Origin of the sequence: Desulfacinum hydrothermale DSM 13146 (assembly GCF_900176285.1) — a bacterium.
In the GTDB taxonomy this organism is placed as follows: Bacteria; Desulfobacterota; Syntrophobacteria; order Syntrophobacterales; family DSM-9756; genus Desulfacinum; species Desulfacinum hydrothermale.
This window is the reverse complement of sequence record NZ_FWXF01000001.1, coordinates 130403-147072: the sequence shown is the minus strand read 5'-3', so window position 1 is coordinate 147072 and position 16670 is coordinate 130403. Positions and strand designations below refer to the sequence as shown.

Annotated in this window: 19 protein-coding genes; 4 read left to right on the top strand and 15 right to left on the bottom strand. The window is 62.2% G+C overall.

Annotated features, from left to right (window positions below; genetic code table 11):
* Window positions 1-23: 23 nt before the first annotated feature.
* Window positions 24-3704, bottom strand: coding sequence for a response regulator (locus B9A12_RS00680; protein ID WP_084055622.1), 3681 nt, complete (start codon window positions 3702-3704; stop codon window positions 24-26).
* 176 nt (window positions 3705-3880) lie between these two features.
* The gene (locus B9A12_RS00675) at window positions 3881-4696 is read right to left on the bottom strand and encodes a CheR family methyltransferase (RefSeq protein ID WP_084055621.1); all 816 of its coding nucleotides are present in this window, start codon (window positions 4694-4696) and stop codon (window positions 3881-3883) included.
* A 176-nt stretch (window positions 4697-4872) separates the two neighbouring features.
* Here B9A12_RS00675 and B9A12_RS16835 point away from each other — a divergent pair, with 176 nt between their 5' ends.
* Window positions 4873-5316 carry a hypothetical protein gene (locus B9A12_RS16835; protein ID WP_170920245.1) on the top strand — a complete coding sequence of 148 codons (444 nt, stop codon included), beginning with the start codon at window positions 4873-4875 and terminating at the stop codon, window positions 5314-5316.
* Between the two features lie 635 nt (window positions 5317-5951).
* Here B9A12_RS16835 and B9A12_RS00665 read toward each other — a convergent pair.
* A complete protein-coding gene (locus B9A12_RS00665) occupies window positions 5952-6314 on the bottom strand; it encodes a DVU0772 family protein (RefSeq protein ID WP_084055619.1) in 363 nt (120 codons plus the stop codon).
* Window positions 6315-6498: 184 nt separating this feature from the next.
* Between B9A12_RS00665 and B9A12_RS00660 the strand changes: the two genes are divergently transcribed.
* Both B9A12_RS00660 and B9A12_RS00655 read left to right on the top strand, forming a co-directional pair.
* Window positions 6499-6978, top strand: coding sequence for a hypothetical protein (locus B9A12_RS00660; protein WP_084055618.1), 480 nt, complete (start codon window positions 6499-6501; stop codon window positions 6976-6978).
* 285 nt (window positions 6979-7263) lie between these two features.
* The gene (locus B9A12_RS00655; RefSeq protein ID WP_084055617.1) at window positions 7264-8124 is read left to right on the top strand and encodes an HDOD domain-containing protein; all 861 of its coding nucleotides are present in this window, start codon (window positions 7264-7266) and stop codon (window positions 8122-8124) included.
* 113 nt (window positions 8125-8237) lie between these two features.
* Here the strand turns inward: B9A12_RS00655 and B9A12_RS00650 are convergent, their stop codons facing one another.
* The 3 genes from B9A12_RS00650 to B9A12_RS00640 are packed head-to-tail and all read right to left on the bottom strand — an operon-like array spanning window position 8238 to window position 9797.
* Window positions 8238-8954 carry a hypothetical protein gene (locus tag B9A12_RS00650; protein WP_084055616.1) on the bottom strand — a complete coding sequence of 239 codons (717 nt, stop codon included), beginning with the start codon at window positions 8952-8954 and terminating at the stop codon, window positions 8238-8240.
* Window positions 8955-8991: 37 nt separating this feature from the next.
* A complete protein-coding gene (locus B9A12_RS00645) occupies window positions 8992-9213 on the bottom strand; it encodes a hypothetical protein (RefSeq protein WP_084055615.1) in 222 nt (73 codons plus the stop codon).
* Window positions 9214-9215: 2 nt separating this feature from the next.
* On the bottom strand, window positions 9216-9797 hold the full coding sequence (locus B9A12_RS00640) for a YkgJ family cysteine cluster protein (protein ID WP_170920244.1): 582 nt from the start codon (window positions 9795-9797) through the stop codon (window positions 9216-9218).
* Window positions 9798-10121: 324 nt separating this feature from the next.
* On the opposite strand from B9A12_RS00640, the gene B9A12_RS00635 reads away from it, so the two are divergent.
* A complete protein-coding gene (locus B9A12_RS00635) occupies window positions 10122-10415 on the top strand; it encodes a hypothetical protein (protein WP_084055613.1) in 294 nt (97 codons plus the stop codon).
* A gap of 14 nt (window positions 10416-10429) precedes the next feature.
* Here the strand turns inward: B9A12_RS00635 and B9A12_RS00630 are convergent, their stop codons facing one another.
* The 9 genes from B9A12_RS00630 to B9A12_RS00590 form a co-directional block, all read right to left on the bottom strand.
* Window positions 10430-11095, bottom strand: a complete 666-nt coding sequence (locus tag B9A12_RS00630; protein WP_084055612.1) for a lysophospholipid acyltransferase family protein — start codon at window positions 11093-11095, stop codon at window positions 10430-10432.
* Between the two features lie 123 nt (window positions 11096-11218).
* Entirely contained in the window at window positions 11219-11653 is a 435-nt protein-coding gene (locus B9A12_RS00625) for a hypothetical protein (protein ID WP_084055611.1), read from the bottom strand.
* 89 nt (window positions 11654-11742) lie between these two features.
* Complete coding sequence (locus B9A12_RS00620; protein ID WP_170920243.1) at window positions 11743-12171, bottom strand: cytochrome c3 family protein; 429 nt, start codon at window positions 12169-12171, stop codon at window positions 11743-11745.
* Window positions 12172-12248: 77 nt separating this feature from the next.
* Entirely contained in the window at window positions 12249-12665 is a 417-nt protein-coding gene (locus B9A12_RS00615) for a (deoxy)nucleoside triphosphate pyrophosphohydrolase (RefSeq protein ID WP_084055609.1), read from the bottom strand.
* Between the two features lie 156 nt (window positions 12666-12821).
* Window positions 12822-13457: an endonuclease III gene (gene nth / locus B9A12_RS00610; RefSeq protein WP_084055608.1), complete on the bottom strand. Its 636-nt coding sequence runs from the start codon at window positions 13455-13457 to the stop codon at window positions 12822-12824.
* A 32-nt stretch (window positions 13458-13489) separates the two neighbouring features.
* A complete protein-coding gene (locus B9A12_RS00605; protein WP_084055607.1) occupies window positions 13490-13951 on the bottom strand; it encodes a MucR family transcriptional regulator in 462 nt (153 codons plus the stop codon).
* 381 nt (window positions 13952-14332) lie between these two features.
* Window positions 14333-14665: a hypothetical protein gene (locus tag B9A12_RS00600; protein WP_084055606.1), complete on the bottom strand. Its 333-nt coding sequence runs from the start codon at window positions 14663-14665 to the stop codon at window positions 14333-14335.
* Window positions 14666-14899: 234 nt separating this feature from the next.
* Window positions 14900-15736: a 4Fe-4S dicluster domain-containing protein gene (locus tag B9A12_RS00595; RefSeq protein ID WP_084055605.1), complete on the bottom strand. Its 837-nt coding sequence runs from the start codon at window positions 15734-15736 to the stop codon at window positions 14900-14902.
* Between the two features lie 238 nt (window positions 15737-15974).
* Window positions 15975-16484, bottom strand: coding sequence for a type 1 glutamine amidotransferase domain-containing protein (locus B9A12_RS00590; RefSeq protein ID WP_084055604.1), 510 nt, complete (start codon window positions 16482-16484; stop codon window positions 15975-15977).
* Between the last annotated feature and the right edge of the window lie 186 nt (window positions 16485-16670).

Here is a 16670-nt window from a genome sequence, read left to right as displayed (position 1 = left end):
CGTTAACGGCATGGACGCTGCACTCACAAGTTCCGGTCGGGCGTTTCTCCTTCAGGCCGGGCTCCGGAACGCAGCCATCGGCCCACGAGCGCCAACAGTTCCTCCACCTGGAAGGGCTTGGACAGGTGATCGTCACAACCCGCCTCCCGGCTCTTCCTTCGATCCGCCGGCATGGCATGGGCCGTAACGGCGATGAGCGGGATGGTCCGGACGTTGGGATCCGCTTTCACCCGCCGGGCCACCTCATAGCCGCTCATCTCCGGAAGGGACATGTCCAGCAAGACCAGGTCCGGACGCCATTGGCCGATGAGCCGCAAGCCCTCGCGACCGTTTTCCGCGTCCCGCACCTCGTAGTGCTCATCCAAGATGGCGTGGAACAGGACGCGATTGTCCGGATTGTCCTCCACCACCAGGATCCTGGGCCGGGAAGAACGGTCCCGGGCCGTTTGGCGGTTGACCGCCCCTTGGGCAGCGGCCCCCTCCACCTTCTTCTCCGGCCCCGAAAGCATGGTTCGGATCTTTTCCAGAAGTTCCGTGCCATCCACATCCCCCTTTGGGATCAATTGGAAGATGTGGTTGCTCTCGAGCCGCTCCCAATCCTGGGCGGTAAGTTCCTTGGCGGTCAGGACCAGCACGGGCACCTCTTGCAGATCGCTGCGCTGGCGGATCCGCTCCAGCAGATCCAGGCCGCTCACATCGGGCATCATGAGGTCCAGAATGATCCCATCCGGGCGGACCCGGTCCACATAATCCAGGGCCTCTGCACACGTACGGGCCACATCCGGCCGATAGCCCGCACTCTCCAGAATGGAACACAGATGCAACACGGCCGTCTCGTTGTCTTCCACCACCAGCAGGCGTTTCGCCGCGGGATCGAAATCCTTGCCGCGGCCTTGCAGCACGCTCCGCAGGCAACTCAGCAAACGTTCCCGCTTCAAGGGTTTTCCCACGAATCCGTCGGCGCCTAGCAGCTTGGCGGTCCCCCCGTCACGCGCCGCAGACATGATCAGGATCGCCACATCCTTCAGTTCCGGCTGCTTTCTCATGCGCCGCAGCGCTTCATATCCATCCATTCCGGGCAGGATCACGTCCATGACGATGGCCGCCGGCGCCTTCCGCCGGCAGGCCTCCAGGGCCTCCTGGGCCGAAGCGAATCCCCGCACGGAATAACCCGCCTCTTTCAGCCACCCTGCCAGGTTGCCCCGCACCTGCTCGTCGTCTTCGACCACCACGACCTCCGGGCCCGACTCCTCGGAAACGCGCTGCAAGGAGGCCGGGGCCATGACCTGCCCTGTTCCCTGCCACGACACGGGCAGTCGCAGCGTGAAGACCGATCCCTGGCCCGGCCGGCTTTCCGCCCCGAGATCCCCCCCGAGAAGCTCCGAAAGCCGCTTGGCAATGGCCAAGCCCAGGCCCGTTCCTTCGAATCTGCGGGAGGTGGTCCCATCCGCCTGGCGGAATTTGTCGAATATGTGCGGAAGATCTTCGGCCGCGATGCCGATTCCCGTGTCCCGGACCGCCAGCACCACCTGATCACCGTCCGGGCGCGCTGAGATTTCCACATGGCCCGACTCGGTGAACTTGACGGCGTTTCCCACCAGGTTCTGGAGAATCTGGTAGAGCCTCTTGGCGTCCGTCTCCACGGTGGGCAGCTCGGTAGCCAGGCTCACCTTCACCTCCAGTCCCTTCTTGTCCGCCAGGGGCCGGATATTTTCCACCACGGTTTCCACCAAGGCCGGCACAGACACCGCCTCCGGAAAGACGTCCATGTTTCCCGACTCCACCTTGGACAGATCGAGGATGTCGTTGATGAGACCCAGCAAGACCCGGCCGTTTCGTTCGATGATATGCAGGAATCGTCGGTGCTCTTCCGACAGATCGGCCCCCAGCCGGTTGTCCAGAACACGGGACAGGGCCAGAATGGAATTGAGAGGCGTTCGCAGCTCATGGCTCATGTTGGAAAGAAATTCGTCCTTCAGGCGGTTGGCTTCCTGGAGTCGGCGCTGCTGCAATTCCAACTCCACGTTCTGTTCCCGCAGTTCTTCGGCCTGCAGCCGGAGTTCCTCGGCCTGCTCGGCCAGCTCTTCCGATTGGTTCTGCAGTTCTTCTTTCTGGCTTTCCAGTTCCTGGTTGCGCTCCGAAAGGAGGTCCGTGAGGTCCTGGATCTCCTGCACCGCCACCACCCGGGCGCAGGCCGTATCCAGGGCGTGCCGGACTTCTTCCACAAGCTCCAGGGATTCCCGACGAAAGGGAGCCAGGCGGATCAGGGAGAAGACAAGCCGAACCCGGCCGTTGTCCGATACCGGCACGCTCAGCCATTCCCTGGGAACCACGCCTCCCGCCACGGCCTTGTAGATGAAACGGGTGTCGGGAGAGACGTCCGTCACATGCACCACCGATTGAGTCGCCACGGCCCGGCCCAGCTCCCCGTCGGCGGAAGCCGCATCGAAAGAGGCCAGCCGTTCCTTATCCAGGCCTTGCCACGCTTGAGGCTCGAAGCGCTCCGTCCGGGAATCCAGGACGTGGCACGCCCCCGCCTGGGCCTCGGTCATCTCCATGAGCCGCCCCAAAACCGAATGGACGAAGGCGTCCAGATCCACCGCCGCCACCATGGTTTCGTGCAGGGCGGCCACCTGCCTTTGCCTTTCCAGCCGGTTGCCGAGGGAATCCAGCACATGGTTGTAAGAAAGGGCCAGAACGCCCAGTTCGTCCGGCCGGTTGACTTCACATCGCGCCCCCAGATCGCCCTCCTGGACCCGTCGGGAGACCCGGGCCATGGCCTCCAGCGGGTGCGCGATCCGGCGGGCCAGAACAAAGCCGGCGCCCAGCAGCAACAAGGCCCCGAGCACGGTGGACGCCACCATGCGGGCCCGAAGGGACGCCACGGGACCGTCGATGGCAGCCGCATCGACGAGGGTCCAAAGGCTCCAGTCGGTCCCGGCGACAGGCGAAGCCACCCCGTAGAAGGCCCGCCCCGCCGCATCCCGGAGCCGTTTCAGGCGAGCCCCACCGCCCACCGCGCTTTCATCCAAGCCCACCGGCGGTCGTTCCCAACGTCCGTCCTCCATGCGGTAAAACCGGTCTCCCATGCGCAGATAGGTAGCCCCTTGACCTTCCGGGACATGGTGGGGCTTCATCCAGGCAAAGGCCCGGGTGGAAAGGGTTGCCATCAACACCGCTCCGGGCCGTCCCACTTCCGAACTGCGCGCGGAAACGCAAGCCTCCACGTGCAAGGCGTCGCCGGGCCGATCCCCATGCACCACAGCGATGACCGGGGTGCCGGATTGCAAGGTGCGGGCAACACAGGGATCCCCGGAAAGATCCCGCCCCAGGCGCTTGGGATCGGAAGAGGCCCACACCCGACCGCTCTGCGCATCCACGAGAAAAAGATGGCCCACGGAGGGAAGGGTCCGGGCCATCACGGAAAGAAGATCCTCCGCGGCACGGGCCCGGTGGGGATCGCCATAGAGGGGAGTTTCGGCCAGGACCGAAAGCGTGGACGTCAGGTCTTCCGTCCACCGGTCCAGGGCGGCCAGAGAGCGCACATGGCGGTCCACGAGCCGTCCTTCCTCCTGGACTCGATATTGGGCTTGGTAAAGCTGGAACCAGACGGCCCCAAGGACCAAGAGGGACACACCGCCCATCAAGGCCAGCCAAAAGGCCAGTCGAAGCTTCATGCTGCGGAAGTGAAAGAGCGCTTTCATGGGATCTCCCCGGGTTGGAACGACAGGTTGAGGTGAGCCGTCCGCTGTGCGATGCCAGGACCCGTCACGGAACGGCTCGCCAGGGGCGGGTTCAAAACCCGCCCCCCCAAGGCACAGCGGAATTTCAATCTATTAAAAATCCCCAAGCAGCCGGAAGGCCATTGGGGGACCCGTTTTCAATGGTTCCTCCGGTAGATAGGGCACCATGAGATCAACGGAAGGAAGTCCCGGGAGAAGGCCGCGGGAAGCCTTTCCACCTCCCCCAACACCAAAAGACCTCCGGGCCCGATGGCCTGGTGCAGCCGGGACACGATCGCCTCCTGGGCTTCCTTTTCGTAATAGATGAGAACGTTTCGGCAGGACACCAGATCGAACCCCGCAAAGACGGCCTCACTCGGCACCCGCCGCTTGCCGCCGCGCAGATCGTCCACGGCGAAGGTCACGCGCCGCCGCACCCGTTCCGTCACCCGATAGCCGTCCCCTTCCGCCTGGAAATAGGCCCGGAGAAATCCAAGGCGCACGTTGCTCAAGCTCGATTCCCCATAATACCCCCGCCGGGCCACCTCCAGGGCCTTGGCGTCCAGATCCGTGCCCAACACGAGCACCTCTCCAGCCCCCTGCTCCATGACCGTCATGGCAATGGAATAGGCCTCCTCCCCGGTGGCGCATCCCGCCGACCAGGCGCGAAACAGGCGTTCTTCGCGCCGCCCCTTTTCGGCGATCACCCCGGGCAGGATCCGGTGGGCCAGAAGTTCAAAGACCCACGGGTCGCGGAAAAAGGAGGTCACCTTGACGGTGAGCGCATCCAGCAGGGCGTCCACCTCTTGACAATGGGCCTCCACATACGCCGCATAGTCGCTCAGGGAAGAAAGCCCCAGCGCATCCGCCCGGCTGCGACAGCGCCGCTCAAAGGCCGCCGGCCGGTACGCGCTGAAATCCACGCCGCGCCGTTCCCGAAGCAGCGTCAGGAGTCTGACACAATGTGGGTTCATCCTCTTCCCCGCAGGGCCCGGCCCACCCCAAGGAGAGGGCCGGCCATCGTTCCGTATCCTATTTGTTTTGTTATAGTTGGCCTTGATGGTAAAAGAAAGTTCAAAGGTCCCGCGTGGGCCCTACCGGCCCTCAGCGGACCAAACCAGCTGACCCTCTTGGAAACGGCAGGAGAACCATGGCTCGAATGACGGTCAAAGCGGCGGCAAAAGCCTTGGGCGTGTCCTGCGAGGTCCTGGAAGCCTACCTGGCCGAGACCGGAAAGCTGGAGGAGATCCGCCGGGGACGGCGCGTCTTCATCCCGGCCGAGGAAGTTCGCGCCCTCGTGGAACAGGCCCGCCACCCTGAGGACGCCAAGGAAGAAGAAGCCCAGGAGGCCAAGCCGGCTCCGCCCCCGCTGGAGGCCCAGGCGCCCCCTGCGTCCTCCCAAACCGGGGCCCAGTTGCACGAAGAGCTGGGCCGCCTTCGGGCCCAGGTGGCCCTGCTGGAACGCTACCGGGCCGAACTCACCGAAAAGGACACCCTGCTCATGGAAAAGGAAGCCCGGATCGCCCGTCTGGAAACGGAGCTGGAATTATTGAAACGACCCTGGTGGCGCCGCCTCTTTCGGCACCTCTCGTGAACGGTCGGGGAAGATGTCGCGTTATGGCGGGTTTATGGCGCGATTATGGCGCGTATCTGCCCTTCATGTCGTGATTGGGCGAGTGGGTGCGGTTGGAATGGCGAGGGGGAAGGGAAGGAAAGGCAGAGGGATGGGGCGTTCACACATTTTTTCCTTTCCTGGCACACCGATTGCTTATGCATAGGGGGCAAGAGAAACCAACTCTTTCCTCCTCGAGAAGGCCGAGCGGTACAGCCCCACCGCTTGGCCTTTTCCTTTTGGGGAACCTATTCGACCATGGCCTTTTTGGGCCTTTCTGACAAACGCACTTCAACTGGGCCAGGTGATGTTCTTTTTAGGGGCGGGTTCGGGACCCGCCCCTACTGCTTAAAGGCCCGCCCCGCAGTCCCAACCTTCCGTCCGCACAAGAATGGGGCAACCGGGGCGTTCTCGGACGGCCTCTCTTTGGCGCGTTGGAACCTGGGACCATTCCGGACCAAGGGGCACGCTTCCTCTTGGTCCATCTGGGCCTCCGACAATTGTTCCCCGGGATCCGGCCATGCGCATGGCCCCTCTCGGTGCTTCCAGCCAAAGAGATCCCCTCCGTTCCACTGTTTGCTCGGCAGGGCATGGAATCCGAACCGATGCGGCGTGCATCAAGCCCCCAGGCGTTCCTGGAGCCATGCCCGGATGGGGTCCGTGATGGCGTAGACTCCCACCCCCGGCTTTCTTCCGGCGTCTTCGACGGCTTGTCGCACCAGCTCCGCCGGCACCGGCACCTTGGCCAGTTCGTCCATGCCCTGGGAATCGCGTCGTACCAGGGTCACCTGCGGCGGTTCTTCCCAGTCGTAGATGACGAAGTACAGGGATTCCTGTCCCACCACGGTGGCCGCATCCCCCTTGCGGGACCAGCCCGTCCCCCACTCCAGATAGGTCTCCACCGCCTTCTCGGGGGTCATGTCCCAGTCGATGTTGTCCACCAGATCCCGCCTTTGCTTGAGTTGCTCCAGATTCAGCATGGCTCCGTTCCTCTCCCCGGCCTCGCCCATCTTCTTGGGGGGCGTTGGGCCAAAAAGTTTAGACAATTGCAAGAATAGCTTTAAGATAAGCAGGGGCCTGGGGAGCGCAATGGGCCAGGAGCCTCACTCTTTTCTCAAGTTTTTGGACCGGCCGACCGAATAGATGGGGGGAGTGTATAGATAGATGGAAGTCTTCGCATCGTATTATGGATCCGTTCTGCTGGACCCGTCTCGAGGCAAGGAACTGGGCCCTTTGCTGCGCTTTCTCCGCCAGACAGCCCAGTCTCTGGACGAGTCCGATTCCCTGCAGGTGGTGGAATTCGAAGAACCCACCGGCAAGTTCCGCATCGACATGGAAGGGGTGCTCGAGTCCCAGACCCACAAGAAGGTGGTGGCGGTGCTTCAGGCCCTGGGACGCTTCGCCAAAGGCGTGGGCAGCTTCACCGTGGAGCACGACGATCGGTCTTATACCATTTGGATCGGCACCGAACATGACGTACGGCGGACCAAAGTGGGCATCTACCTGCAGGCGGCCCTGCAGCTCTTGAAAAAGGCCAGAGACCTGTCGGATTCCCCCAAGGAGGTTCAGCAGATCATCGAAGACTTGGAGGCCCTGGAAGAAACCCAGCACGGCAAGGATTTCAATCTGCTGCCGCCTTTATAGGCGGCCGCCCCCAAACGGCCCCAGGCGGATCCCTTTGGGGGCGATCGAAAGGTTTTGGGGCTCCCGCGGCAACGGGTGCCGCCAGCCTGAGCCAGAACAGGCCCTGCGCTGGCAGGGCCGACACGCCGGGTCTCACGTCCGGAAGCCCGTTTTCGGACAGGCGCCCAGAGAGGCTGTGTCCGGTGCAAAAAGCTTGGAGGAAAGGCGCTGCCAATGGGAAAGAAACCATGACGGCTTTTCTCCTCCGCGGTCACGCAGCGGTGTGACGAGGGATTATCAGCAGCCATGACTGTTTTGATCACCAAACCCGCTTTGGATGATTTGTTGAAGGCCGTGGACACCCTTCCGCCTTTTCCCAAGGTGGTCACACGCGTCATCCCCCTCCTGCGTCAAATGGCACCCATCGGCCAGATCGAGGCCGTGATCCGCTATGATCAGGCCATCACCGCCCGACTGTTGGCCATCGCCCGCTCCCCTTACTACGCCCGCCGGTACAAGATCCGGTCCCTGCGGGACGCCATCATCGTGCTGGGCCAGCGCCAGTTGGTTCAGATCCTGCTCATGGCCTGCTCCGCCCACTACTTCAAGGGCAGCGCCCGGGCCTACGACCTCCGGGAAGGGGAGCTCTGGGCCCATTCCGTGGCCGTGGCGCTGGCTTCGGAAATCATCGCCGAAGGCCTGGGACGGCACCGCGTCCTTTCCATTTACACGGCCGGGCTGCTCCACGACATCGGCAAGACACTGCTGGATCGGCAGGTGCCCGACTACTTTGATTCCATCTTCCTCTTGGTTCAGGAACGAAAGGTTTCCTTTCTGGAAGCGGAAGAGGAGGTGATCGGCATCAACCACCAGGACTTGGGGGCCATCGTGGCCTATCGGTGGAATTTTCCGTCCGAGGTGCAGACAGGCATCCGCTACCACCACAACCCGCTCCAGGCCAAACGCCACAAGGACATGGCCGCCATCGTCTATGTGGCCAACCGGCTGGTGAACAGCATCTGTATCGGTGCCAGCGCCGGAGATTTTCTCTACCCGGACTCCGACGAGGTGATCCAAACACTTGGCATCACACCGGCCATGTTGGATTCCTATCTGGTCAAGGTCATTGAGGCCATGGAAGACGCCCGAAGCTTTCTGACCGCCTGATCCGGGAGGGGAGAGCTCTGCGCCATGGCCCGGGACGGGGAATGAGGCAGGGGGCGCCCGATGGAACGCCTGGCGGGCTTTCGGGCTGGCCACCGAATCCGTTCCAGCGTCCGCTAGAAGAGCAACCAGCGAGAACCTTTTTCCCAAAGAACCACCAGATCCCCCGTGGCACCCACGTGGTCGGGCCGGCGTGCGGACAGCCAGCGGAAAAGGGGCGGGATCCGCTCCCACGAAGCATCCGCCACGGCTTCGGCGGAAAGATCCCCCAGTCTCCCCAAGAGTCCCGCCAAGTACCTGCTTACCTCTCCGCTGTCTTCGCCCTTCTCCTGGTCGCCGGCGAAAAGGATGGGACCCGGCCCCTGGTACACCCGGGTTCGAAACCCTTCCCGGCCACAGAAGCGGACCAGGCAGGCGCCTTGTTGCGCATCAAACCGGGCCAGAACCACTTCCTGGTTGGCAGGGCGAAAGGCCGCTTCCACCTCCGCGGGCCGATCCATCCCCGGATCCCCCGCAAGCCTTTCCCACCGATCGGCCACGCGGCGGCCGTCTTCCAGGTGCGCCAGAAGGGCTCGGACGGCGTCTTTCCCCGGAGCCCATTTGTCGGCCAGGCCCGCCATCTCGCGACGCACGCCCCGGTGAAAGTCCGCCAGACCCACGCCGGTCATCCACCATCCCCCGGCCACGGCATGGATCTTTTTCGCGTCCGAAAGGGTCACCGGTTGCACGGCGGTCCCCGATCCGGTCCGGCCTCCAAATTCCAGGATGCGCCGCTTGTTGTCCGCCGCCAGCACCAGGCATCGGGATAGGCTCAAAGCACAGTAGAAACTCATGGTCTCGGCGTCGCCCGGTGGTCGAAGGATCTTCCGTTCAGCACTTGTCCCACACCCCTTCGTCCCAGATTTCAATGAACACCCGATCCGGGTCCACCCCCAGGGACCGCAGCGCGGCATGGATCGATCGGCGTCCTTCCTCCACGGACGACGCCGTTCCCTCCGCCACGGGATCCCCGGGCCGGGAAAACACCCGCCAGCGCCAGCCCCCATGCCCTTGGGGCTCGCTGCGCCAGTAGACAATGGCCTGATACGGCATGCCTACCTCCCCACCGCCCGATTGATCATGAGGTCATCCAGTCTCAATCGCTCCATCAGGAGATCCGGACGGAAGCGACCGTTCAGGTAGTCGTCCCGGAAGCAAGGATCGTCCAGCAGGGCCAGAACGGCGCTCAAATGGCCGGCATAGCCCGTTTCGTCCAGCTTCTGGATGGCCAGGGTGGTCTCTTCCGCCAACTGCCACAGATTCTTGTGCACCACGGGCCCCCGCCTTGCGCATGGCTCCACCGAATAGAGGCGCCGGCAACTGAAAGGGCGCACGTCGTAAATGGAACACATCCGGTGTGGATCCAAAAAGGGACACGGGAGCAGGAGGGTTCGCCGCTTCTCTTCCCTGTTGGCCTCGATCTTTTTGGCCATGGCCTGCCTCTGAAAGACCGAAAGCCCCTGAAGAAAAAGCCAGATCCGATAGGCCTCCAGGGTGGTGACGGCGATTTCTCCCACGTTGGTGCAGCATTCGGCACATCCCGGCCCACAGACCGCCCGGCGCACGTAATCGGCCGCCTTCGTCTCGAATTCTTGGTAGATCCGTTCCAGCTTCTTCAGTTTGTCGTCCAGGCGCACCCATACCTCCTCTTTTTGGCTGCTCGCTGTCTTGAGTGGAAAGGGAAAAGAATAGAACCGCCTGATCTTCCCGTTCAGACGAGGACGGCGGCCTCCTTTCGTTTATCCAAGCTTTGAAGGCCCAGGGCAAGACCTTTTCACGGCACCCCGCCATGATATAAACAATCATTCCGGCCTCACAGGCCGGCACATGGCAAGAGGAAAGGCCTGGGGCGCTCCAACCGCGGCCCGTGGAACCCATCATGGATCCCGTTCAGGGTTGGCGGGATCCCGGAAGCACCCGGGCCTCAGCTCAGTGACTCGTGGAAAGGAAAGGACGGAAGGGTGTTTACGAAACTGCTCCTGGTCCGGGTGGTCCTGCCGCTGGCGATTCTCCTGGTTGGGCTCAAGCTGCTGCGCCACCCTTGGCTGGTCCGTTTGAAAGAAAAGATTCGATTCGATATTTGGGTCAAGCGGATCTTGCTGGTGCTCCTGGTGCTGGCAGGCCTTGCTTACGGTGCCGACAAGCTGATCGATTGGATCGGGCCGGACAAGGAGGAACTGACGATCCAGCGACAGGGAGGCCGAGAGAGCTCGCTTCCGCCGCCCATCCACGGCCGGCCCTTCGGCCGACCCTAGCGGGAACGGCCCTCTCAGGCGGCGCGACAAAGCACGTCGCGCACGGGTGCGCAAGGCTCCAATCGGCGGATCATCGCCATGGCGTCCAGGGATTCGTGGCGGCCCCGTTCAATACACACGGGCTCGCCGAAACGCACCTGAAAACGCCGACGGCCGGCCAAGACCGGTTTCCATTCCTTTCGGAATCCCCCATAGATTCCTTGGATCAGCACGGGCAGGACCACAAACGAGGTGAACTTGGCGAAAAAGCGCAACGCCCCCTGGTCCTCGCCCATGGTTCCGTCGGGGGAGACCCTGCCTTCGGGAAAGAGAAAGACCACGTCCCCGCGCCGCAGCTGCCCGATGGTCCGCTTCAGGGTGCTGCGCTGCCTCACGTCCACGGCCCCCAGCCTTTCCATGGCCCATCGCTTGAAAGGCCTGTCAAAGAGCTGCTTCTTGGCCAGAAAGGTGATCTCTCCCATCTCTTTCAGAAGAGGGAAAGGCATGACCGCACAGATGAAGAAGGGGTCCAGGGCGCTGATGTGGTTGGCCGCGATCACCAACCCCGTTTTCTTATCACGGAGCATGTCCAAAGCCCGTGCGATGTGTGGCTCCCCGTGCACCTGGGGATCCAAAAAGAATCGAAACGGATACCGCATGAGTTTCCACGCGGCTACTTGATAGGGATTGACTCGTCTCATGGCCCACACCTCCCGGGGGATTCGTCGTCTCCCCTTTATAATCGGCAGGATGTGAGGCCAACTTGAATCTGCGCCGTGACGCCAGAGCCCGTGTGCCCGAGAGATATTCCGCGCGGGAACCGCTCATCGCAGAGCCTTCCTCCAACCGTGGGCTTTCAATTCCTCCACGCGGCGGCTTCGCCGAAGGCGCATCTCCTCGATGTACCTTCTCAGGTCCCTTTTCCTGAGCGGCTCCAATTCCCGATTCAGGCGCGCACTCTCCTCCAGATCCCTTGGGGTCAGTCCGTACCAACTGCAGTAGTCCCCATCGAAGATCACCTCCGGGCTCACCCGGGCCATGCTCGTGCGCCGGGCCAGATAGAAGCGCGCCGCCTCCATGTCGTACTCCAGGATCCAGCCGGCGTCCCGGATCATGGTGGAGGCGTCGAAATCCACCTCCCGGGCACAGACCGGACAGTAGAGGGCCAACAGAACCTCTTCCGGAAGCACGTTGTCCCGGTGAAAGAGAAAGGCCTCTTCCCGGCCGCACGCACAGGTTCTTTTCTGGTGCAAACACATGGGCCGCCCCCCGTTGTCATGGTTTTTGTTTCACCATATCACGCGGGGGCGGCCCGGGTAAGAAGGCACCTCATCTCAAACCGATGGGATCACGGCTTTTCGGTATGACAGCCCTGGCAGGTGATGGGAGCCGCCTGCGCGTTGTTTTCATGGTTGTAGCTTCGGTGACATCCGATGCAATTGTTGTGAAAGGCGAGCTTCAGGTTCAGTTTCTGCTTGGGCAGAGGCAGGCGCTTTTCGTTCTTGGTGGTGGGCTCGTTGTGGCATTCCTCGCAGGTGACGGGGTCGCTGTCCGGATCGGACCAGACGTTCTCTCCGCCCTGGTAGACATGGTGGCATTCGGTGCAGTCGTAGCCGTAGTCGTCCATGTGGGCCAGATGGTTGAAATGCACCAAGGGCATGCGGTGTTCGTAGATACTGGATTGGATATCGAACTCATCTTCCTGGGCCCTCACCCATTGGACGCCGCAGGCCAACACCACCACCGCCACCAGACACAGAACGCATTTGCCTCGCATTTCGGTTTCTCCCTCGCTGGATTTGCCCCTTTGGGCATTTATCGAGCCGACCCCATCCTGGAGGCGCATTCTAGTGATTATTTTCTCTTGGTGTCAAGCTCACAACGAAGCTTCTGCACAAAGGGTCGGTCGGCGGGCGCCAGATCGTAGCGGTCCAACCGGGATATGGGTACCCAAGCCACGGCTGCGTGCACCCGCGGCTGCAGGCGCCCTCCCGTCCAGCGGACCCGGTAGGCTTGAAGATCAATCAGCCCATGGTCGTAGCGATACAGACTTCTGGCGAAGAAGGAAAGCACCTGAACCTGGATGCCGAACTCTTCTTCCATCTCCCGTTTCAGGCACGCCTCCGGCGTCTCTCCCTCTTCCACGGTCCCTCCGGGAAATTCCCAACGAAACGCCAGGCGATCCCCCGGGGGCCGCTGAGCGATGAAAACCTCCCGCCCTCGCAAGAGGATGGCGGCGGTCACCTGCTTGGCTCGATCTCTGTCTTCCATGGACGTCCCAGGAGCTTGTCCGACAATGGCCTTTCAGCCTTTCGGGAGGCTTCTAACCAGTTGAAATTCCACTGTGCCCTGTGGCTTTTTTGGAGCCTTGGTGGGACGGGTGGGGAACCCGCCCCTGCGCCGACAGAAGGCTCGATGGCCGCGGCCTCACGCCTGGTCCGGGTAGGGACACCACGGCGCCAACCCACAGGCCTGGCAGTCCGGCTTTCGGGCCTTACAAACTCTTCTGCCATGTAGGATGAGGGCGTTGCTGAACCAGGTCCAATCCTCTCTGGGCAGAAGCTGCATAAGGTCCGCTTCGATCTTTTCCGGCGTCTTGGCCGACGACAGCCCCAGTCGCTGGGAAACCCTCTTGACGTGGGTATCCACCGCGATCCCCTCGTGGACGCCCAGAGCGTTGCCCAGCACCATGGCCGCCGTCTTGCGCCCCACTCCGGGCAGCCGGACAAACTCCTCCAGCGTGCCAGGAACCCGACCGCCGTAACGGTCCACCAGTTCCTGGCAGCAGGCCCGCACCGCCTTGGCCTTGTTTCGAAAGAATCCCGTCGGGCGGACCATCTCCTCCAGTTCCTCCTGGGACAGCGCCAGGATATCCTGGGGCGTGGGGCACCGGGAAAAGAGAACGCGGGTCACCTGGTTGACCCGCGCGTCCGTGCACTGGGCGGAGAGGATCACGGAGATGAGGAGCTGAAAAGGATTGTCAAAGACCAGCTCCAGGGAAGCCTCCGGGTAGAGTCGCCTCAAAGCCTCCACCCGCTTGTCCGCGGCTGCCGAATCCCTCATGACCTTCCCGATTCTTGGTTGTTTACCGACGACTATTTTTTCTGTTTGCGCCGGGCTTCGTGATATTCCCTGAGCTTGTCCGGAATCCCCCGCTTCTTGGCCGCTGCGCTCCGGGACCTGGTCAGCACCTTGGCCGCCAGGGAATCCTTCAAACGAAAACCCCATTTCTTCTTGTATTCCCGGGGCGTGAGGCCGTGACTGCGCAGATGGTTGGCGGTTATCTGACGGAATTCGGCCCCGCATTCCAGGCAGACCACACTGTTCTCCCCGATGGAACTCTTCGGATCCATGGCCGCGCGAGCCGCCGGCTCCTTTGCCTCATCGGACGGCCATTCCGAAACCGGGGCCTCCTGGGATTCCTCCCTGGTCTGAAGTTCCTGCAGGGTCTGGAAGGTTTTCTTCAGGGCCTCTTCAATCTCTTCCGTCGACATAACGGCAGCGGAGGCCTGGGCCGTAACGATTTGTACGCACATCTCCAAAATCTTCTTCGCCATAAGCTTTCCCTCCGAGGTTTCATCACAAGTTGTCAAGACACCTTTTCCATACGTATAACCTCAAATGCCTATGAACTCCAAGACATTTTTAACGTCAATCAGACTCTTTTGAACAGGGCGCTGGTAGTTGGGCAGGTATTTGGGGAAGGGAAAAGCATCGACCTAACCCGGAGGCTTTAGGTATTGGCGGTGGGAGGTTCAAAGCAGACGGGACAAGATCGCGGCGAAAGATAGACATCGGCCCACCGGAAATCCAAACAAAAAATCCCCGCCGAAGCGGGGACCCCATCCCTTGCGCACCCTTATGGATTTTCCATGGAGGGAAAGCCGCGGTGGAAAAGGACTTCCATCCAAGGACCGAAAAGGCCTCCCAGCGTCCCTCTACCTATGCCCGAGCAGCTCCATCCGCTCCCGGAAGGTTGCTTCGCGTTCCGCTTCCAATTCCTCCCGCAACGCCTTCAGCTCCTGGAGCCTCGTTTCCAGTTGGGTTCGCAGCGCCTGGTCGCCCGGTTCATGGGAAGACAATTCCTTCAGCCGGGATTTCACCTGGCGGGCCTCTTCCTTGACGGCCAGGATCCTTTGCAGCACTTTTTCTTCTTTCACCGTGAAGACGGTCTTTCGCTCCGCACAGCCATAGGGGTTTCCCTCACTGTCCAGCGGCGGGGCGCAACCGAGACCGGGGAGCAGATCGTCTTGTTTCTTTTCGTTGGTCATGGGGCACCTCCCTGTGGGAACCTTCGGCGGGATCTCGTCCCGCCCTTTTGATGCAACGGCCCGTCAGGTGCGGTGAATCGTGGGGCCTGCATGACGGAATGTGTTGGATGGACCTCCTGGCCCTTTGCCCCCTCACGCCACACCTCTCGGCGTTTCTTCTTGGTTAAATTAACCACGACGGACCTCCCGCGCACCCCTTTCCACGTCCAGAACCCTTCCCGAAAACCTAGGGTTTCATCGCCGTTGGAGGAGATCCTCCACACACTCCACGTGGGCGAGCAGAAGGCGCCGGTCCTCCTGGCGCCATTGTTCCAGCAACCCGGTGGAAATCCACCCCTGTCCCTCCGCAAGCTGGCGCAACCTCCGGATGACCAGGTGCCCTCGAACCCCCTGGCTGCACGCTTCGGTGCAGCTCTGGCATTGAACACACAACCACAAGGCCGGGGATTGGAGAAGGGAGGAGGGATCTCCCAGCAGGGCGGATCGGAAAAGAAAGAGCGGATCGAAGATCTTCCGGTCGTGGCACACGGGACAGGCACTGCTGCATTCGCCGCAGGCAAAGCAGGATGTGAGGTGGGTCGGATAGCCGTCGAAAAAGGAGGCCGACTCCCCAAGCCCGCGGTCCGAGACCATGCTCCCTTCCCCCCCCACATCCTGCCCGGTGGATGTTTCGCCGGAGGCGAGTCGGGCCAAGACATGGTGGCGTTCCTCATGGAGCCGGGCCTGCAGCTCCCGCCACTGCAAAGCCACCTGGGGGGACACCACACCCCGGCGCACCGCCTCCCAACGCAGGTGGGCGATGAGCATGGCGGGCTTGACCGTCATGGGGCAGGCGTTGGAACACCGGCGGCAGGCCAGGCAGAACCAGATCTCCGGCAGCTCCACCAGCTCCTCGATCAGCCCCAGATTCGCCATCCACACCAACACACGGGGGTGCAGTCGGTTGGTGGCCCTGTTGATGGGGCATTCGCTGGCACAGGACCCGCACGTGTAGCACAGGTTGATTTCGGCGCGGATTGCCTGATTGATGGACTTTCGATCGGCGGCGGACGGAACGACGACGGTTTTCATGGCCACTCCTTTGCTCTGGAGACGCCTCTTCCATGGGCCAGAGAGGATACACGCTTTGATGTAGCCTACCCCCCCCACGCGCACATGTGACAAGTGACCTCGTGCCACGCATCACATACGGGCCGCCGCGTCGGGCCGGGTTGCGAACCCGTTCCGACGGATGGGTACGGGAGGGGCGCGCGGCCGTGGGCGACCTGTTCTTCAGGCACCGGCTGTCCGCGGGGCGCCCCGCCCCCGGCTAGATCCTTTCCAGCACGGCCTTCATGAAAGCCGGCAGGTCATCGGGAGTGCGCGAAGTGATGAGGTTTCCGTCCACCACCACTTCCTGGTCCAGGTATTGGGCCCCGGCGTGCACCAGGTCGTCACGGATGGCAAAAAAGCAGGTGGCCTTCTTGCCCTTGAGGATATCGGCCGAGGCCAGCATCCATCCTCCGTGGCAGATGGCAGCCACCACCTTGCCCGCCTCGTAGGCATCGCGAACCAACCGGACCATGGGGGCGTGTCGGCGCATGAGATCCGGGGAATAACCGCCGGGGATGATCACCGCGTCCCAGTCGGCGGCGGACACCTGGTGGGCCGCCAGATCCGCTGTCACGGGATAGCCCAGTTTGCTCTTGTAGGTTTTGCCCTTTTCCGGAGCCACGGTGGCCGCCTGAACGCCCGCCTCCCGCAGTCGCAGCAGGGGATACCAGACCTCCAGTTCCTGATACAGATCCTCCACCAAAACCAACGCCTTCTTGTCCCCCATCGATTTTCCTCCCTTATTGGTCGTGCCCTCTCCAAGCCATTCAACGGGACATTCTTCTCCATGAAACCAAATCTAACCATTCCCGCGCCCAGGACCAAGGCCGCCCCCAGGGCATTCCCCGGGTGATTCCTTCCGGTGATCCGAGCCGCTGGGAAGGTTTCTGCGGGAAAAGTCCCGCGGAGCGCC